At 65.3% G+C, this 13461-nt stretch carries 14 protein-coding genes; 7 read left to right on the forward strand and 7 right to left on the reverse strand.

What is annotated here, in order from left to right; genetic code table 11:
- Positions 1-11 precede the first annotated feature (11 nt).
- Positions 12-575 (forward strand): gamma-glutamylcyclotransferase, encoded by a 564-nt coding sequence (locus AC1DGP_RS22055; protein ID WP_441505643.1) that lies wholly within the window; start codon positions 12-14, stop codon positions 573-575.
- A 3-nt stretch (positions 576-578) separates the two neighbouring features.
- Here AC1DGP_RS22055 and AC1DGP_RS22060 read toward each other — a convergent pair whose 3' ends face one another.
- From AC1DGP_RS22060 to ftsE, 5 genes are all read right to left on the reverse strand, one after another.
- Positions 579-965 carry a hypothetical protein gene (locus tag AC1DGP_RS22060; RefSeq protein WP_441492202.1) on the reverse strand — a complete coding sequence of 129 codons (387 nt, stop codon included), beginning with the start codon at positions 963-965 and terminating at the stop codon, positions 579-581.
- 94 nt (positions 966-1059) lie between these two features.
- Positions 1060-1815 carry a lysophospholipid acyltransferase family protein gene (locus AC1DGP_RS22065; RefSeq protein WP_441505810.1) on the reverse strand — a complete coding sequence of 252 codons (756 nt, stop codon included), beginning with the start codon at positions 1813-1815 and terminating at the stop codon, positions 1060-1062.
- Positions 1816-1846: 31 nt separating this feature from the next.
- Positions 1847-2593, reverse strand: a complete 747-nt coding sequence (locus tag AC1DGP_RS22070; protein WP_476832528.1) for a YdcF family protein — start codon at positions 2591-2593, stop codon at positions 1847-1849.
- Positions 2594-2728: 135 nt separating this feature from the next.
- Entirely contained in the window at positions 2729-3688 is a 960-nt protein-coding gene (locus AC1DGP_RS22075; RefSeq protein WP_441492204.1) for a cell division protein FtsX, read from the reverse strand.
- Complete coding sequence (ftsE, locus tag AC1DGP_RS22080; RefSeq protein WP_274533614.1) at positions 3675-4334, reverse strand: cell division ATP-binding protein FtsE; 660 nt, start codon at positions 4332-4334, stop codon at positions 3675-3677. Before ftsE ends, AC1DGP_RS22075 begins: the two co-directional genes overlap by 14 nt.
- Positions 4335-4613: 279 nt before the next feature.
- Here ftsE and AC1DGP_RS22085 point away from each other — a divergent pair, with 279 nt between their 5' ends.
- The 4 genes from AC1DGP_RS22085 to AC1DGP_RS22100 all read left to right on the forward strand — a co-directional run bounded on the left by AC1DGP_RS22085 (position 4614) and on the right by AC1DGP_RS22100 (position 8054).
- Positions 4614-5411: a zinc-ribbon domain-containing protein gene (locus AC1DGP_RS22085; protein WP_441492205.1), complete on the forward strand. Its 798-nt coding sequence runs from the start codon at positions 4614-4616 to the stop codon at positions 5409-5411.
- Positions 5412-5564: 153 nt separating this feature from the next.
- Positions 5565-6125 carry a hypoxanthine phosphoribosyltransferase gene (hpt, locus tag AC1DGP_RS22090; RefSeq protein WP_069882402.1) on the forward strand — a complete coding sequence of 187 codons (561 nt, stop codon included), beginning with the start codon at positions 5565-5567 and terminating at the stop codon, positions 6123-6125.
- Positions 6126-6128: 3 nt separating this feature from the next.
- Positions 6129-6503, forward strand: coding sequence for a response regulator (locus AC1DGP_RS22095; RefSeq protein ID WP_476832529.1), 375 nt, complete (start codon positions 6129-6131; stop codon positions 6501-6503).
- A 183-nt stretch (positions 6504-6686) separates the two neighbouring features.
- Positions 6687-8054, forward strand: a complete 1368-nt coding sequence (locus AC1DGP_RS22100) for an Nramp family divalent metal transporter (protein WP_441492207.1) — start codon at positions 6687-6689, stop codon at positions 8052-8054.
- Positions 8055-8067: 13 nt separating this feature from the next.
- On the opposite strand, the gene AC1DGP_RS22105 is transcribed toward AC1DGP_RS22100, so the two are convergent.
- Entirely contained in the window at positions 8068-8577 is a 510-nt protein-coding gene (locus AC1DGP_RS22105) for a TspO/MBR family protein (protein WP_441492208.1), read from the reverse strand.
- 115 nt (positions 8578-8692) lie between these two features.
- Between AC1DGP_RS22105 and AC1DGP_RS22110 the strand changes: the two genes are divergently transcribed.
- Together AC1DGP_RS22110 and AC1DGP_RS22115 are read left to right on the forward strand one after the other, a co-directional pair.
- Positions 8693-9847, forward strand: coding sequence for a trans-sulfuration enzyme family protein (locus AC1DGP_RS22110; RefSeq protein WP_441492209.1), 1155 nt, complete (start codon positions 8693-8695; stop codon positions 9845-9847).
- A gap of 407 nt (positions 9848-10254) precedes the next feature.
- Positions 10255-11559, forward strand: coding sequence for an aminotransferase class V-fold PLP-dependent enzyme (locus tag AC1DGP_RS22115; RefSeq protein WP_441505645.1), 1305 nt, complete (start codon positions 10255-10257; stop codon positions 11557-11559).
- A gap of 125 nt (positions 11560-11684) precedes the next feature.
- Here the strand turns inward: AC1DGP_RS22115 and AC1DGP_RS22120 are convergent, their stop codons facing one another.
- On the reverse strand, positions 11685-13307 hold the full coding sequence (locus AC1DGP_RS22120; protein ID WP_441505646.1) for a peptide chain release factor 3: 1623 nt from the start codon (positions 13305-13307) through the stop codon (positions 11685-11687).
- Positions 13308-13461: the final 154 nt, after the last annotated feature.

Raw genomic sequence — 13461 nt, forward strand, 5'->3', positions numbered from 1 at the left:
GTGGGATAACGATGACAGCGAATGCAGCTTCTGACGATCTGTGGGTCTTCGGCTACGGTTCGTTGATCTGGCGCCCCGGCTTCGCCTTCGAGGAAAGCGTGGCGGCCCGACTCAACGGCTATCATCGCTCGCTCTGCGTCTTCTCGCATGTCCATCGCGGCACCCCGGAACGGCCGGGCCTCGTGCTTGGGCTCGATCGTGGCGGCATTTGCCGAGGGCTCGCCTTCAGGGTGGCGCCCCCCCATGCCGCCGGGACCATCGCGTATCTGCGCGAGCGCGAGCAGGCGACCTCCGTCTATCTCGAACGCCAACTGCCCGTCAGGCTCGAGGACGGCCGCCGTATCCGGGCGCTGGTCTATGTGGCCGACCGCAAACACCTGCAATATGCTGGCCGCCTGCCGGCCGAGGAATTACTCAAACTGGTGCGCCAGGGCCGCGGAAGCTCCGGAGAGAACCCCGACTATGTCCTGCGCACGCATGATCACCTGCGCAAGATGGGCATCTTCGACCCGGTCCTGAGCCATCTGGCTCATGTGCTGGCACCCGGTCTGCCCGAGCCACGCCCGCCGCTCTAAGCCTCACACCTGCGGCATCAGGTCGAGCAATGCAGCCCGGCGACTCAAGCCGTCCTCGGCGAGCAGATGGATATGGATCTCGCTCGCCCCGGCAAGCACGACGGACCGGCGCCAGCGCGTCAGCGCAGCTTCAATCCCGAAGGGACCGCTCTCGCGCGCCGCGATAATCTGCCGGTCCTCGGATACCGCGAGCAGCACGGCATCGCTGAAGCCGAGAGCATGATCGTCCGTGACCGAAAAGACCGAGGCGACATAGCGGCGCCCTGATCGACCACGCCAGGCGGTGAAGCGACGCTCGCCCAACCCTGCGGTGCTGCGCAGCGGCATTTCGCGCGCATCCGCACCGGGTTCGATGCTCCATTCGTCTAGCTTAAGGGCGAGAACAGGCATTTGTTCCTCCTTTGTTCCGAACAAAAAGAGAACAAATTTGAACGCCTGTCAAGCATGGCCCGCCTTGCGGGCGGAATGCGCCACCGGGGCTCGTCTAAGCGAGGGGGTCCTGCCCGATCCTGGCGAGTTCGCCGCGCCCCGTGGCGAGCAGCTTGTCGCTGGCAGTCTCGATGCGATCCTGCAACTGCGCCTGGAAAGCTTCCTTCGACATGCCGGGCAGGATCGGCGGCAGGATCTCGACGCGAATCGTTCCAGGGCGGCGCAGGAATTTGCGGCGCGGCCAGTAGAGCCCCGAGTTGAGCGCGACCGGCACGCAGGGCACGCCGAGCTCGGCATAGAGATGTGCGACGCCGAACTTGTAGGCCGGCGGCGCCCCGGCCGGACGGCGCGTTCCTTCCGGGAAGATCAGGAGCTGGCGGCCGTTCTGGCCAAGCTCGACCTTGGCGCGGCGGGTCACATGCGAGAGAGCCCGTGCCCGCGCGCCACGATTGACCGGAATCATGCGCATCTTCCACAGGCACCAGCCGAAGAACGGGATCCAGGTCAGTTCACGCTTCAGGATGAAGACCGGGTCCTGGAAGATAGTGACGAGCGCAAAGGTCTCCCAGAACGACTGGTGTTTCGCGGCCACCATCATGCCGCCCTGCGGAATATTCTCGAGACCGCTAATCTCATAGCGGGTTCCAGCCGTCACCCGCATGAGCCACAACGCACTGCGCGCCCAGGTCAGGGCGACCCACAGCATATAGCGCCGCGGCAGGACAAGCGCGGGCAACGCCGCGAAAATCAGCCACAGGATCAGGTTCAGATAGAACAGGACGTTGAAAAGGAGCGAGCGCAGCACGAGCATGGCGCGCAAAGAGCGCGCCGGCTCGCCGACGTCAAGCGCCGCGCTCCTCCGCCCCCAGGCGCGTGCGCTTTTCGTTCTCGGGGCCGAGCACGCTGGCAGGCTTGGAGGAGACCGGCTTTCGCCCGCCGATGATCACCGACAGGCGCGATGTTTCCGGATCGTCCTCCAGCATGCTGCGTAGCCGCGCCACCAAGTATTTCACATATTCCGGGACGAGCACCTTGGCGACGCGCCATTCGTTCCACCAGCTCGATGCATCGATATGCTCGGTCACCACCGGGTGCGGCACGACGCGAACGCCTGGCATGGCGTGGCTGAACTCGGCCAGCGCCCGCGGCATATGATAATTGGAGGTCACCAGCAGCAGTGACTTGAAGTCGTGCCTGCGGACCCAGCGGCGTGCCTCGATGGCATTGCCGATGGTGTTGCGGGCGCGATAGTCGAGATCGACGCAACAGCCGAGCAGCTCGCGCGCGGAGGGATTGAGCTTTGCAAGCTCCTCACGGCCGGTGCGCTCGTTGACACCGCTGATCAGCAAGCGCGACCCACGTTCGGCCCCGAGCAGGCCGATGGCATCGCCGACGCGCTGGGCCCCGCCGGTCACGACGACGATCGCATCCGTACGCGGCGCGACCGTCGGCTCGCGCTGTTCGATCCTGGCAATGAAACCGGCATAACCACCGGCGAGCGCGAGCGCGAGCAGGGCAGCAACGGCAAGGGTCAGGCGCCATGCCCAGACTCCTGCAGAGCTCCTCCTGCTCGTCGCGGTCGGCGACATCGCGTTGTCCCCCCCCCTCACCGGCAGCTGTCCGTGTCTGATTCCCATCATCACCATGTCTTGCCAGGCTAAACCGGCAATCGGGCATAAGGGCGACGTGAAAAGTCGTCCTCCGCCCCAGAGATTAAGACTTCACTACCCCAGCACCCGCAAATAATGGCGCACGGTAAACCGCGAAACGAGACCGGATATCGCCGCCACCACCATCGCCACCAGAAGCACAGCGGCATAACCCGACCAGCCGATCTCGAAAGCACCAAACATGGCCTGAATCTGCTCTGACCCCGGCGACGAACTCCAGCTGGAAGCGAGCCAGCCCAGAATGGCGATGGCCACGATTGCAGCAAGCCCTCCAGCCGCGCCCCCCTTGAGCCCGAGCCTGACGAACCGCGCCTGGAATTCCCGCGCGATGAAGTCATCATCAGCTCCGACAAGATGCAAGACCTCGACGCTGTCGCGGCTGCCGGCCATTGCTCCGCGCGTCGCAAAGGCCACGGCCAGCGCCGCGGCGGTCAGGACCAGCAGAACGACGACGACACCGGCAAGGATGATGGTGTTGGCCATGGTCGAGAGGCGGCGCAGCCAGAGGCGGTGATCGTCCAGGCTCGCGGTCGGGACGTCGCGCCGCAGCGTTTCCTTGAAAGCCGCGATTTCCGCCGAATTGCCGCTGCGCAGCTTCAACACGATCAGCCGCGGCACGGGCAGTTCGACGAGATCGAGCCCCGCGCCCAGCCAGGGCTCGAGCAGCTTGTCCGACTCCGCCTTCGGTACGGCGCGCACCTCGTCGACGCCGGCAACGGCACGTGCCATCTCGACCGCGCGCGCAACGTCGCTCTCGATATTGCGGCGTGTGTCCGGCCGAATCTGGATCGTCATCTCATTGGCGACGGCACCGCGCCACTGCTCGGAGGCGTGTGCGGCGAGCAGCGCCGCGCCGGCACTGAGGGCCGCGAGAAAGGTCAGGATCGCGATCACCGCGACCAGCGCCCGGCCGGCAGCCGAATCGACCGGAACCAGCGGCTGGTCCCGTCGGAGATTGAGTGGGAGCGCGCGTTCACGCGGTTCCCCATCCTGCTCGAAGTCAGCTGTCGACATGAAGATGGCCGTCGGCAATGACAAGGCGCGGAGCATCATAGAGCTCCATCAGCGCGAGATCGTGGGTTGCGATCACGACGGCGGTCCCGAGCGACTGCAATTCCATGAACAGGCGCAGCAATCGCCGGCCGAGCGCCGGGTCGACATTCCCGGTGGGCTCGTCCGCCAGCAACAACTCCGGCCGCCCGATCAAGGCGCGCGCGATCGCGGCGCGCTGCTTCTCGCCGCCCGAGAGAATGGTCGGTACGGCATGCATGCGCTCGCCGAGACCGACCCAGCGCAGCAGTTCGACGACCTCCGCGCGGTAGCTCGTCTCTTCCTTGCCGAGCACGCGCAGCGGCAACGCGACATTCTCGTAGACCGTGAGGTGATCGAGCAGGCGAAAATCCTGGAACACCACCCCCATGCGGCGACGGAAGGCCGTGAGCGTCGTCGCATCCAGCCGCGACACATCCTGGCCGAACAGGTTCACCAGCCCGCGCGTCGGCTTCAGAGCCATTAGCACGAGCCGGATCAGGGTCGTCTTGCCGGCGCCGGACGGGCCGGTCAGATACTGGAACGAGCGCGGCGCGATGCTGAAGTTGATGTCCTTCAGCACCTCGGGGCCCATGCCGTAACGCAGACCGACATTCTCGAACCGAACCAAGCCCTCGTCCCTTCGGAGCAAKCCCGGCAGTCGCGGGCATCCCTTGCGAATCTCGACCGCGATCCTACACCGCAAGCCGGTGCCGGCGGAAAGCCGGCCGATCTTCAAACCATGCAGTACAGGTTCTTCACGGGGCGTTAACCATAAATCCCTCCAATGGGTCGAGACCTCCACGAGCCGCACGCGAGAGCTTGAATCGCGCTGCGCCAGGGAAGAAATCTGCAGCGGCACCTGAGCCGCGCGTACCGGTGCCATTGCGAAAGAGTCATTCGCCAAACCATGCTGATCGTCTGCCCGTCCTGCTCCAGCCAATATGAACTCGATGCGGCCAAACTTGGCCCGTCCGGGCGCAAGGTGCGTTGCGCCAAATGCGAGACGCGCTGGCATGTCGAGGCGGAGCCCCAGCCGGTCACATTTCCCGATGCGCCGAGCAGCGAGGAAACGACCGCGCTGCTCGACGAAGAGCTGCGCCGCGCTGCCGAGATCGAGGAACAGGTGTCCGCACTCACAGCCGAGCGCGCGGCCCTGGCCGAAGGCGATGAACCAAGCCGCCCTGGAGCCAGGCCGCGCGGTCGCCGTTCTGCGCGCACAGGTCGAAAGGCCGCCCCCGTGCCGCTGGGCACCCGGATGCGAGCCATGGCTGCGCCGGCGCTCGCGATCGGCGGTCTCGCCGTGCTCGGGCTGCTTGTCTGGAAACGGGACGTGGCGGTCCGTGGCGCTCCCCAGCTCGCTGTCGTCTTCGAGAAGATCGGCCTGCCGGTGAACGTGCGCGGCCTCAGCCTGACGGGCATCGAGAGCGGGGTCGTGCAGGACGCGCAAGGCCGCTTCCTGGTGGTCGAGGGCGATGTCACCAACATCACCAAGACCGTCGCCAAAGTGCCGCAAATCGAGGTCGCCGTGCGCGATTCGGCTGGCCAGACCCTCTATACCTGGGCAACGGAGCCGCCGCGCCCGACCCTGGAACCCTCCGAGCTCATCCGTTTCCGAGCCCGGCTCGCGGCCCCGCCGGAGGCCGGGCAATCCGTGCTGGTGCGCTTTACCGCCGCCAAGTCGGCCGGGATCGCCAGCGCACGCTGATCAGACAACGGTCGAGGTTGCCCGCGCCTTCACCTCGCCGCACTATCCCGCTGCAAGCGATCGTATAAACCTGCGATTGGAACCAGACTGCGCAGCGTGCTGCGCCAAACGGGCGGCCGGCATCCGGCGAGACCCGAAAGGACACTGACGACGATGACTCAGCCCCTACGCATCCGGGTGCTCTACGAAGAGGCCGCGATCGCCAAGCGGAACGAGGAAATGGCACGCGAGATCGCTGCCGCCTACCCGCCCGACCTGCTGGTCGTCGCAGTGCTCAAAGGCAGTTTCATGTTCGTCGCCGACCTCATCCGGGCCATGCATCGCGCCGGCATGACGCCGCAGGTCGAATTCGTCCATCTCTCGAGCTATCGCGCTGCGACCATTTCCTCCGGGCAGGTCGAAATCCTGCGCGACGTGCAGAGCGACGTTCGTGGCCGTCAGGTGCTGCTGGTCGACGACATCCTCGAATCCGGCCGAACCCTCGCCTTCGCCAAGGACCTGCTGGCCGCCCGTGGCGCATCGCGCGTTTCCACAGCGGTGCTCCTGGAAAAGCCGGCCAAGCGCGCCGTCAACATCCAGGCCGATTATGTCGGCTTCGACTGTCCCGATTACTTCGTTGTCGGCTACGGCATGGATGTCGCACATTCCTATCGACAGCTGCCCTATGTCGGCGTCATCGAGACTGCCGATCAGGCCGGCCTTCCAGGTATCTGAACGATGTCACGTATTCTGGTCGTCGACGATGAGGAAAGCCTGCGCGCCCTGGTGGCGCGCGGTCTCACGCTTGACGGACATGTCTGCATGATGGCGGGCGACGGCGCCGAAGCGCTGGAGATTCTCATCGCCGAGAAGGGGCGTTTCGACCTCCTGCTCACCGATATCCGCATGCCGCTGATGGACGGGATCGCGCTCGCGCTCGCCGCCAAACAGGAGTTTCCGGACCTGCCCATCATGCTGATGACGGGCTATGCCGAGCAGCGTGAGCGCGCCAAGAGCCTGGAGGCAATCGTCTCGGAAGTGATGACGAAGCCCTTCACCATCGCCGAATTGCGCACCACGGTCATGCGCGTGATCGAACGCTCGATCGGCTGAACATCGCGCTTATACCGGTATCACGCGCTCCAGGCGATTCATCGGGCCGGAGAATGCCGACCTTTGGCGACAGCCGCAGACTTTCGTCGCGGCATTTATTGCAACCGAGTTGCAGCTGCATTGACGGGTTTTGCTCGACCTGTCATCCTGCTCTTGCAAATGAATTGCAGGTCGGGGTCGAGCATGACGATCGATGTCGTGAGCACGTCGAAGGATGTCGCGGACGCGGCACACCCCGCCGGGTGGCAACGGCCGCGGGGTGATCCGTCGCTGCTGGACGTCTTTCGATCGATCCCGGTTTCGGCCAAGGCCACTCCCTGGCGCAAGTTCCTCACATTTCTCGGGCCGGGCTATCTGGTGGCCGTCGGCTACATGGACCCTGGCAACTGGGCGACCTCGCTCGCGGGCGGCGCGCAGTTCGGCTACGCGCTGCTGGTCGTCGCACTCGTCTCCAATATCATGGCGATCATCCTGCAGTCGCTTTGCGCGCGGCTGGCGGTCGCGACAGGCAGGGACCTTGCGCAGGCCTGCCGTGATGCCTATCCGCGCTGGGTTTCGTGGCCGCTCTGGATCTTTGCGGAACTGGCGATCTGCGCGACCGACCTCGCCGAGGTCATCGGCACGGCAATCGGCCTCAATCTGCTCTTCGGAATTCCGCTCGAAATCGGCGTATTGATCACCGCGCTCGATGTCTTCGTCATCCTCTGGCTGCAGACCAAGGGTTTTCGCTGGATCGAAGCCTTCATCATCACGCTGCTGGGCGTCATCGCCGTCTGTTTCGCCGTCCAGATCGCACTCGCCGATCCGGACTGGGGCCAGGTCATTCGCGGCTTTGCCCCGACGACCGACATCGTCACCAATCCCAACATGCTCTACCTCGCGCTCGGCATCATTGGCGCGACGGTGATGCCGCATAACCTCTATCTGCATTCCGGCATCGTGCAGACCCGCGCCTATGGCGGCAGCCTGCCGGAGAAGCGCGAGGCGCTGAAATACGCGACACTGGATTCGACCGTCGCCTTGATGTTCGCACTGACTATCAACGCAGCGATCCTGATCCTCGCCGCCGCGACCTTCTACAAGACCGGTCAGAACACCGTCTCCGAACTCGGGCGCGCGCATGAACTGCTCGCCCCGCTGCTCGGCGCCTCGATCGCGCCATCGCTTTTCGCCATCGCGCTGCTCTGCTGCGGCCTGAACTCGACGGTGACCGCGACCATGGCGGGACAGATCGTCATGGAAGGCTTCATCGACATCAAGCTGCCGGCATGGCTGCGCCGCCTGGTCACGCGCCTGGTCGCCATCATCCCTGCCATCGTCGTGACGATCGTCTATGGCGAAGCGCAGACCGGCAAGCTGCTCATCCTCTCGCAGGTGATCCTGAGCTTCCAGCTGCCCTTCGCCATCGTGCCGCTCGTCATGTTCACGGCGTCGCGCAAGAAGATGGGCGAACTGGTCTCGCCGCGCTGGCTGACGGCGAGCGCCTTCGTCATCGCAGCGATCATCATCGCCCTGAACGTCAAGCTGATCTTCGACGTCGCCTTCGGCTGAACCGAGCGGACATCTACCGGTTCAGCCACCAGATCGAGATTGTCAGCACGGTCGCGAAGGACACCCAGGCGGCATAGGGCCAGAACAGGTTCGCCGCGAGACGATCGAGCGGAGCGAAGCGCTTGATCGTGATCAGGATCATCGCCAGCAGCGGCAGGATCACCAGGATCCCGGCGAGCGGACTCTGCATTCCGAAGAATCCGAATGACCACAGCACGTTCAGCAGAAGCTGGACATGATAGGCGATCAGCGCCCCGGACTTGCCGGGCGTCTCTGCCGGCAGTCGGAGGATGCGGTAGACGCTCAACGCCATGATCGCAAACAGCGCCGTCCAGACCGGCGCGAACAGCCAGTTCGGCGGGTTGAATGGCGGCTTGGCAAGCGTCGCATACCAGCCTGGGATTTGCGGAACGGTGGCCGCGCTGCCCAGCAGCGAGGCGGCGACCACCGGGACGATCGCAATCAGCAGATCGACCCAGATCGGCCTCGGCGAAGATCCGGCCTTGCTCGACAAAGTGCTCATGCCCCCAGCATGGGGTGCGTCTGCGGCATCGGCAAGCCGAGACCCTTGCGCCAACCCCCATGCCTGCGCCAGATGGACATTCCCGTTCCTCATGGAACCTTTCCGGAATCGCTCCATGACCAAGCGCCCGCTTCATCCCCGTTCGCTGGCCGCCCAGGCCATGGGCAAGATCGATCAGCTCACCAAGGGCGTCGTGACGCCGATCCATATCGCCACGACCTATATCCGCGACGAGGACAACGGCTACTCCTCCGGCTTCGTCTATGGACGCCCGGACAACGAGACGGTGCGCGAGGCGGAAACCGTGCTCGCGATGCTGGAAGAGGCGAAGGCGGGGGCATTGCTCTTCAGCTCGGGCATGGCGGCCGCCACGGCTGTCTTCCAGGCGCTCTCGCCGGGGGATCATGTCGTCGCCTCGAAGGTGATGTACTGGGCGCTTCGCTCCTGGCTGCTGACCGAGGCCACGCGCTGGGGCCTGAAGATCGAATTCGTCGAGACAGATGATCTCAACGCGCTGAAGGCCGCCGTAAAGCCAGGCGTCACCAAGCTGGTCTGGGCCGAGACGCCCTCGAACCCGCTCTGGACCATCACCGACATCGCCGGCGCCGCCGAGATCGCCCATGCGGCCGGTGCGAAGCTTGCGGTCGATTCGACCTGCGCGTCCCCGGTCCATACCCGGCCGCTTACGCTCGGTGCCGACATCGTCATGCACGCTGCCACCAAGGTGCTGAACGGCCATTCCGACGTCGTCGCCGGCGCCCTCTGCGCCCGCGAGGATGACGCCTTCTGGAACCGCGTGAAAACAGTCCGCAAGATGCAGGGCGGCGTTCTCGGCCCCTTCGAGGCCTATCTGCTGATGCGCGGCATGCGCACCCTTCACGTCCGCCAGGAACGCCAGACGGCCTCCGCCATGACGCTCGCCCAGAAGCTCTCCGCCCACCCGCTGGTGGCCCGCGTGCTCTATCCCGGCCTGCCACAGCATCCGGGCCATGACATCGCGGCGCGCCAGATGCAGAACGGCTTCGGCTATATGCTGTCGATCCAGGTCACCGGCGGCGAGAGGGCGGCGATCAAGGCGGCGGCGCATGTCGAGCTCTACAAGCGCGCCACCTCGCTGGGCGGCGTCGAGAGCCTGATCGAGCATCGCGCCTCGATCGAGGGCGCAGGCTCGCCCTGCCCGGTCGATCTACTGCGCCTCTCGACCGGCATCGAAGATGTCGAGGACCTCTACAACGACCTCGACCAGGCGCTGAAGGCCGGGCACGCCTAGCGCAGGGTCGCCCGTGCCATAGCCAGCAGGCGCACGTGCCCCCCTTTTCCACCGCCTTTGACCGGCAGCGGAAAGGGTCCCGAATTGCCGGTCGTTCCAGCAGCTTCAGGGCTGGAACAGGCCGCAGCCGTGGGAACGCATGCCGTCGCCCTGAATGGTGTCGTGGCTGCGCGCGCTTGCAGCGCACGAAGGGCATGGCCCGCCTCTTCCTCGGGCGTCCTGAAGCCATGGGAGCCAATCTCTGGGCCGTGTTCGGGTGCGGCCGCGAAACCTGAGCGCGCTGGTAGCCCGACCCGGTGCTTCCGAGCCCGCTGGGGGACAAGGCCCACGATCAATCCGGTGGATCGTCACAGGTCTGCAACAGCCCATCGTTAGCTCTGCGCGGCATCAGCGAGGAGATGACGCTCATGACCGGCCAAGCCTTCGAAACGAATCGCCGCACGCTTCTGCTCGGCCTTGGCGCCGCAGCGCTGATACCGCAGCCGATGCCTGCCGCCGCGCGCAGCCTGCCGGCATTTCCGACCGTCAATCCCGGCACGGACACGAGCTACTGGAACATCGTGCGCGGCCTCTACAGCGTCACGCCCGACATGGTGAATCTCGAGAACGGCTATTGGGGCATCATGGCCGAGCCGGTGAAGGCCGAGTACAAGCGCCTGACCGACTTCGTGAACTTCGAGAACACGGTCTATGCCCGCAGCAGGATCGGCGCCGATCTCGACAATGTCCGCACCCCACTCGCCGCATTCCTCGGCGTTGCGCGCGAGGAGATCGCGCTGACGCGGGGCGCAACCGAGGCGCTGCAGGCGCTGATCTCCGGCTACAACAAGCTCAAGCCCGGCGACACCGTGCTCTATGCCGATCTCGACTACGATTCGATGCAGTATGCGATGAACTGGCTGAAGGCTCGGCGCGGTGTCGATGTCGTCAGGTTCGACATCCCGGAGCCCGCCACGCGCCAGGCCGTGCTCGACGCCTATGACGCAGCGCTCAAGGCCAATCCCAGGACGAAGCTTCTCCTGCTGACCCATATCAGCCATCGCACCGGGCTGATGATGCCGGTCAAGGAACTGGCCGCGATGGCCAAGGCGCGCGGTGCCGATGTCATCCTCGACGCGGCCCATAGCTGGGGCCAGGTTGCCTTTCAGGCCCGGGATCTCGGCGTCGATTTCATCGGCTTCAACCTGCACAAATGGATCGGCGCGCCGCTCGGTGTCGGCCTGCTCTACATTGCTAAGGACCGGCTCGACGATATCGACCCCTATATGGCCGACGAGGATTTCAAGGCCGACGATGTCCGCTCGCGGATCCATACCGGCACGCCGAACTTCGCAGCGCAGCTCGCGGTCCCTGCCGCACTCGCCCTGCATCAGGAGATCGGCCCGGAGGCCAAGGAGGCGCGCTACCGCCACCTGCGCAATCACTGGGTCGCCAAGGCACGCGAACTCAAGGGCGTCGAGATCCAGACCCCGGACGATCCCGGCATGGTGGCCGGCATCACCTCGTTCGCCCTGGCCGGCAAGCGCAGCCCTGCGGAGACCAATGCGATCGTTGCGGAGCTGCGCGACAAGCACAAGGTGATGACCGTTCGCCGCGGCGGCGTCGCCAAGGGCAACACGATCCGGATCTCGCCGGCCCCCTACATCATGGAGGCGGATCTCGATCGCTTCGTCGAGGCCCTGGCGATCGTCTCCGGCAATCGCGCGGGATAAGCCAGCTCGTCGGCCCGCGCKAGCGCAGAGCTCGGCCGCGCCACATCCTCAAGAGGCAACAACGGGGATGAGGCGCGTCGCCGATCCCCGTCCTGTCTTCTCCCTCTCCTCGGAGAGGGAGAATCTCAGGCCTTCGCGACCTTCTGATAGTCCTTGACGTCGGAGAAGGTGATCTCCGGGACGCGCTCCGCATCGTATTTCAGCGTGAACTGGGACGAGGCCATGAAGACCGGGTCGCCGTCGAGATCGTCCGCCATCGAAGACGGCTTCAGCGCGACGAATTTTGCGAGCGCCGCCTGATCGGCCGAGGAGACCCAGCGCGCGATCGCGAACTGGCACGGCTCGAAATCGACGGGCAGCGAATACTCGACATCCATGCGCTCCTTCAGCACGTCGAGCTGCAATGCGCCGACCACGCCGACGATCGCCGGCGCGCCGTCATGCGGCAGGAAGAGCTGGACGACCCCCTCCTCCGCCATTTGCTGCAGGGCCTCGCGCAGCTTCTTCGCCTTCATCGCGTCCTTGAGCTTGACGCGGCGCAGGATTTCCGGCGCGAAGCTCGGCACGCCCTTGAAGACGATGTCCTCGCCCTCGGTGAGCGTATCGCCGATGCGCAAGGTACCGTGGTTCGGCAAGCCGACGATGTCGCCGGCAAAGGCCTCTTCGGCAATCGAGCGGTCTCGCGCAAAGAAGAACTGCGGCGCGTTCAGCGGCATCGGCTTGCCGGTGCGAACCAGCTTCGCCTTCATGCCGCGCGAAAGCTTGCCCGAGCAGACGCGCATGAAGGCGATGCGGTCGCGATGGTTCGGATCCATGTTCGCCTGGATCTTGAAGACGAAGCCGGTCATCTTCGGCTCTTCCGCCTCGACCGCGCGTTTGTCCGCGACCTGGGCGCGTGGGCTCGGAGCGTGCCGGCCGAGCGCGTCGATCAGGTCGCGCACACCATAGTCACGCAGCGCCGCGCCGAAATAGACCGGCGTCAGATGGCCCTCGCGAAAGGACTCCAGGTCGAACGGCTTCAGGCCCTCGCGCGCCAGGAAAACCTCCTCCCGCCAGGTCTCGGCAAGGCCGTTCGGCAGGAGCTCGTCGAAGAGCGGATCGTCCTCGCCCGCAACGGGGGTTCCCGCGTCGCTCTCGTCGCCCTTCTGGTTGCGACGGAAGGTATTCGAGGCGAAATCGAGTGTCCCGACGAAGTCGCGCCCGCGCCCGACCGGCCAGGTCATCGGCGCGACGTCGAGCGCCAGCGTCGTCTCGATCTCGTTGATCAGGTCGAAAGGATCGCGCGTCTCGCGATCGACCTTGTTGATGAAGGTCACGATCGGGATGTCGCGCAACCGGCAGACCTCGAACAGCTTCTTGGTCCGCGCCTCGATACCCTTGGCGGCGTCGATCACCATCACCGCGGAGTCGACCGCCGTCAGCGTGCGATAGGTGTCTTCCGAGAAGTCCTCGTGGCCCGGCGTGTCGAGCAGATTGAAGACGTGCCCGCCATACTCGAAGGTCATCACCGAGGTGACGACCGAGATGCCGCGCTGACGCTCGATCTTCATCCAGTCGGATGATGTCTGGCGGCGGCCCGCCTTGGCGCGCACTTCGCCCGCGAGCTGAATCGCGCCGCCGAAATAGAGCAGCTTCTCGGTCAGCGTCGTCTTGCCGGCGTCCGGGTGCGAGATGATGGCGAAGGTACGCCGGCGCGCATGCGGCGCGACGGCGGTCGCCGGGGCATCAAGGATGGAAATATCGGTCATGCCGGTGTGAAGACAGGAAGGGCGCCCGCTGTCAATGATCCGCAACGCGACTTCGACGTCAGCCGCGCCACCTGATGGGCCCGCAGATCACCATGGATTAACCATTCGCAGCCATCATCCGGCGCCGCGATCACATCTGCGCCAGCTGCGGCCG

This window comes from Allobosea sp. 05T433 (assembly GCF_056396065.1).

Coding starts and splice junctions, on each gene's coding strand:
- AC1DGP_RS22070 (WP_476832528.1), bottom strand. CDS start 2,593: ATGTCGCCGACCGCGACGAGCAGGAGGAGCTCTGCAGGAGTCTGGGCA.
- AC1DGP_RS22100 (WP_441492207.1), top strand. CDS start 6,687: ATGACGATCGATGTCGTGAGCACGTCGAAGGATGTCGCGGACGCGGCA.
- AC1DGP_RS22055 (WP_441505643.1), top strand. CDS start 12: ATGACAGCGAATGCAGCTTCTGACGATCTGTGGGTCTTCGGCTACGGT.
- AC1DGP_RS22060 (WP_441492202.1), bottom strand. CDS start 965: ATGCCTGTTCTCGCCCTTAAGCTAGACGAATGGAGCATCGAACCCGGT.
- AC1DGP_RS22110 (WP_441492209.1), top strand. CDS start 8,693: ATGACCAAGCGCCCGCTTCATCCCCGTTCGCTGGCCGCCCAGGCCATG.
- AC1DGP_RS22065 (WP_441505810.1), bottom strand. CDS start 1,815: ATGCTCGTGCTGCGCTCGCTCCTTTTCAACGTCCTGTTCTATCTGAAC.
- AC1DGP_RS22120 (WP_441505646.1), bottom strand. CDS start 13,307: ATGACCGATATTTCCATCCTTGATGCCCCGGCGACCGCCGTCGCGCCG.
- AC1DGP_RS22105 (WP_441492208.1), bottom strand. CDS start 8,577: ATGAGCACTTTGTCGAGCAAGGCCGGATCTTCGCCGAGGCCGATCTGG.
- AC1DGP_RS22115 (WP_441505645.1), top strand. CDS start 10,255: ATGACCGGCCAAGCCTTCGAAACGAATCGCCGCACGCTTCTGCTCGGC.
- AC1DGP_RS22085 (WP_441492205.1), top strand. CDS start 4,614: ATGCTGATCGTCTGCCCGTCCTGCTCCAGCCAATATGAACTCGATGCG.
- AC1DGP_RS22075 (WP_441492204.1), bottom strand. CDS start 3,688: ATGTCGACAGCTGACTTCGAGCAGGATGGGGAACCGCGTGAACGCGCG.
- AC1DGP_RS22095 (WP_476832529.1), top strand. CDS start 6,129: ATGTCACGTATTCTGGTCGTCGACGATGAGGAAAGCCTGCGCGCCCTG.
- hpt (WP_069882402.1), top strand. CDS start 5,565: ATGACTCAGCCCCTACGCATCCGGGTGCTCTACGAAGAGGCCGCGATC.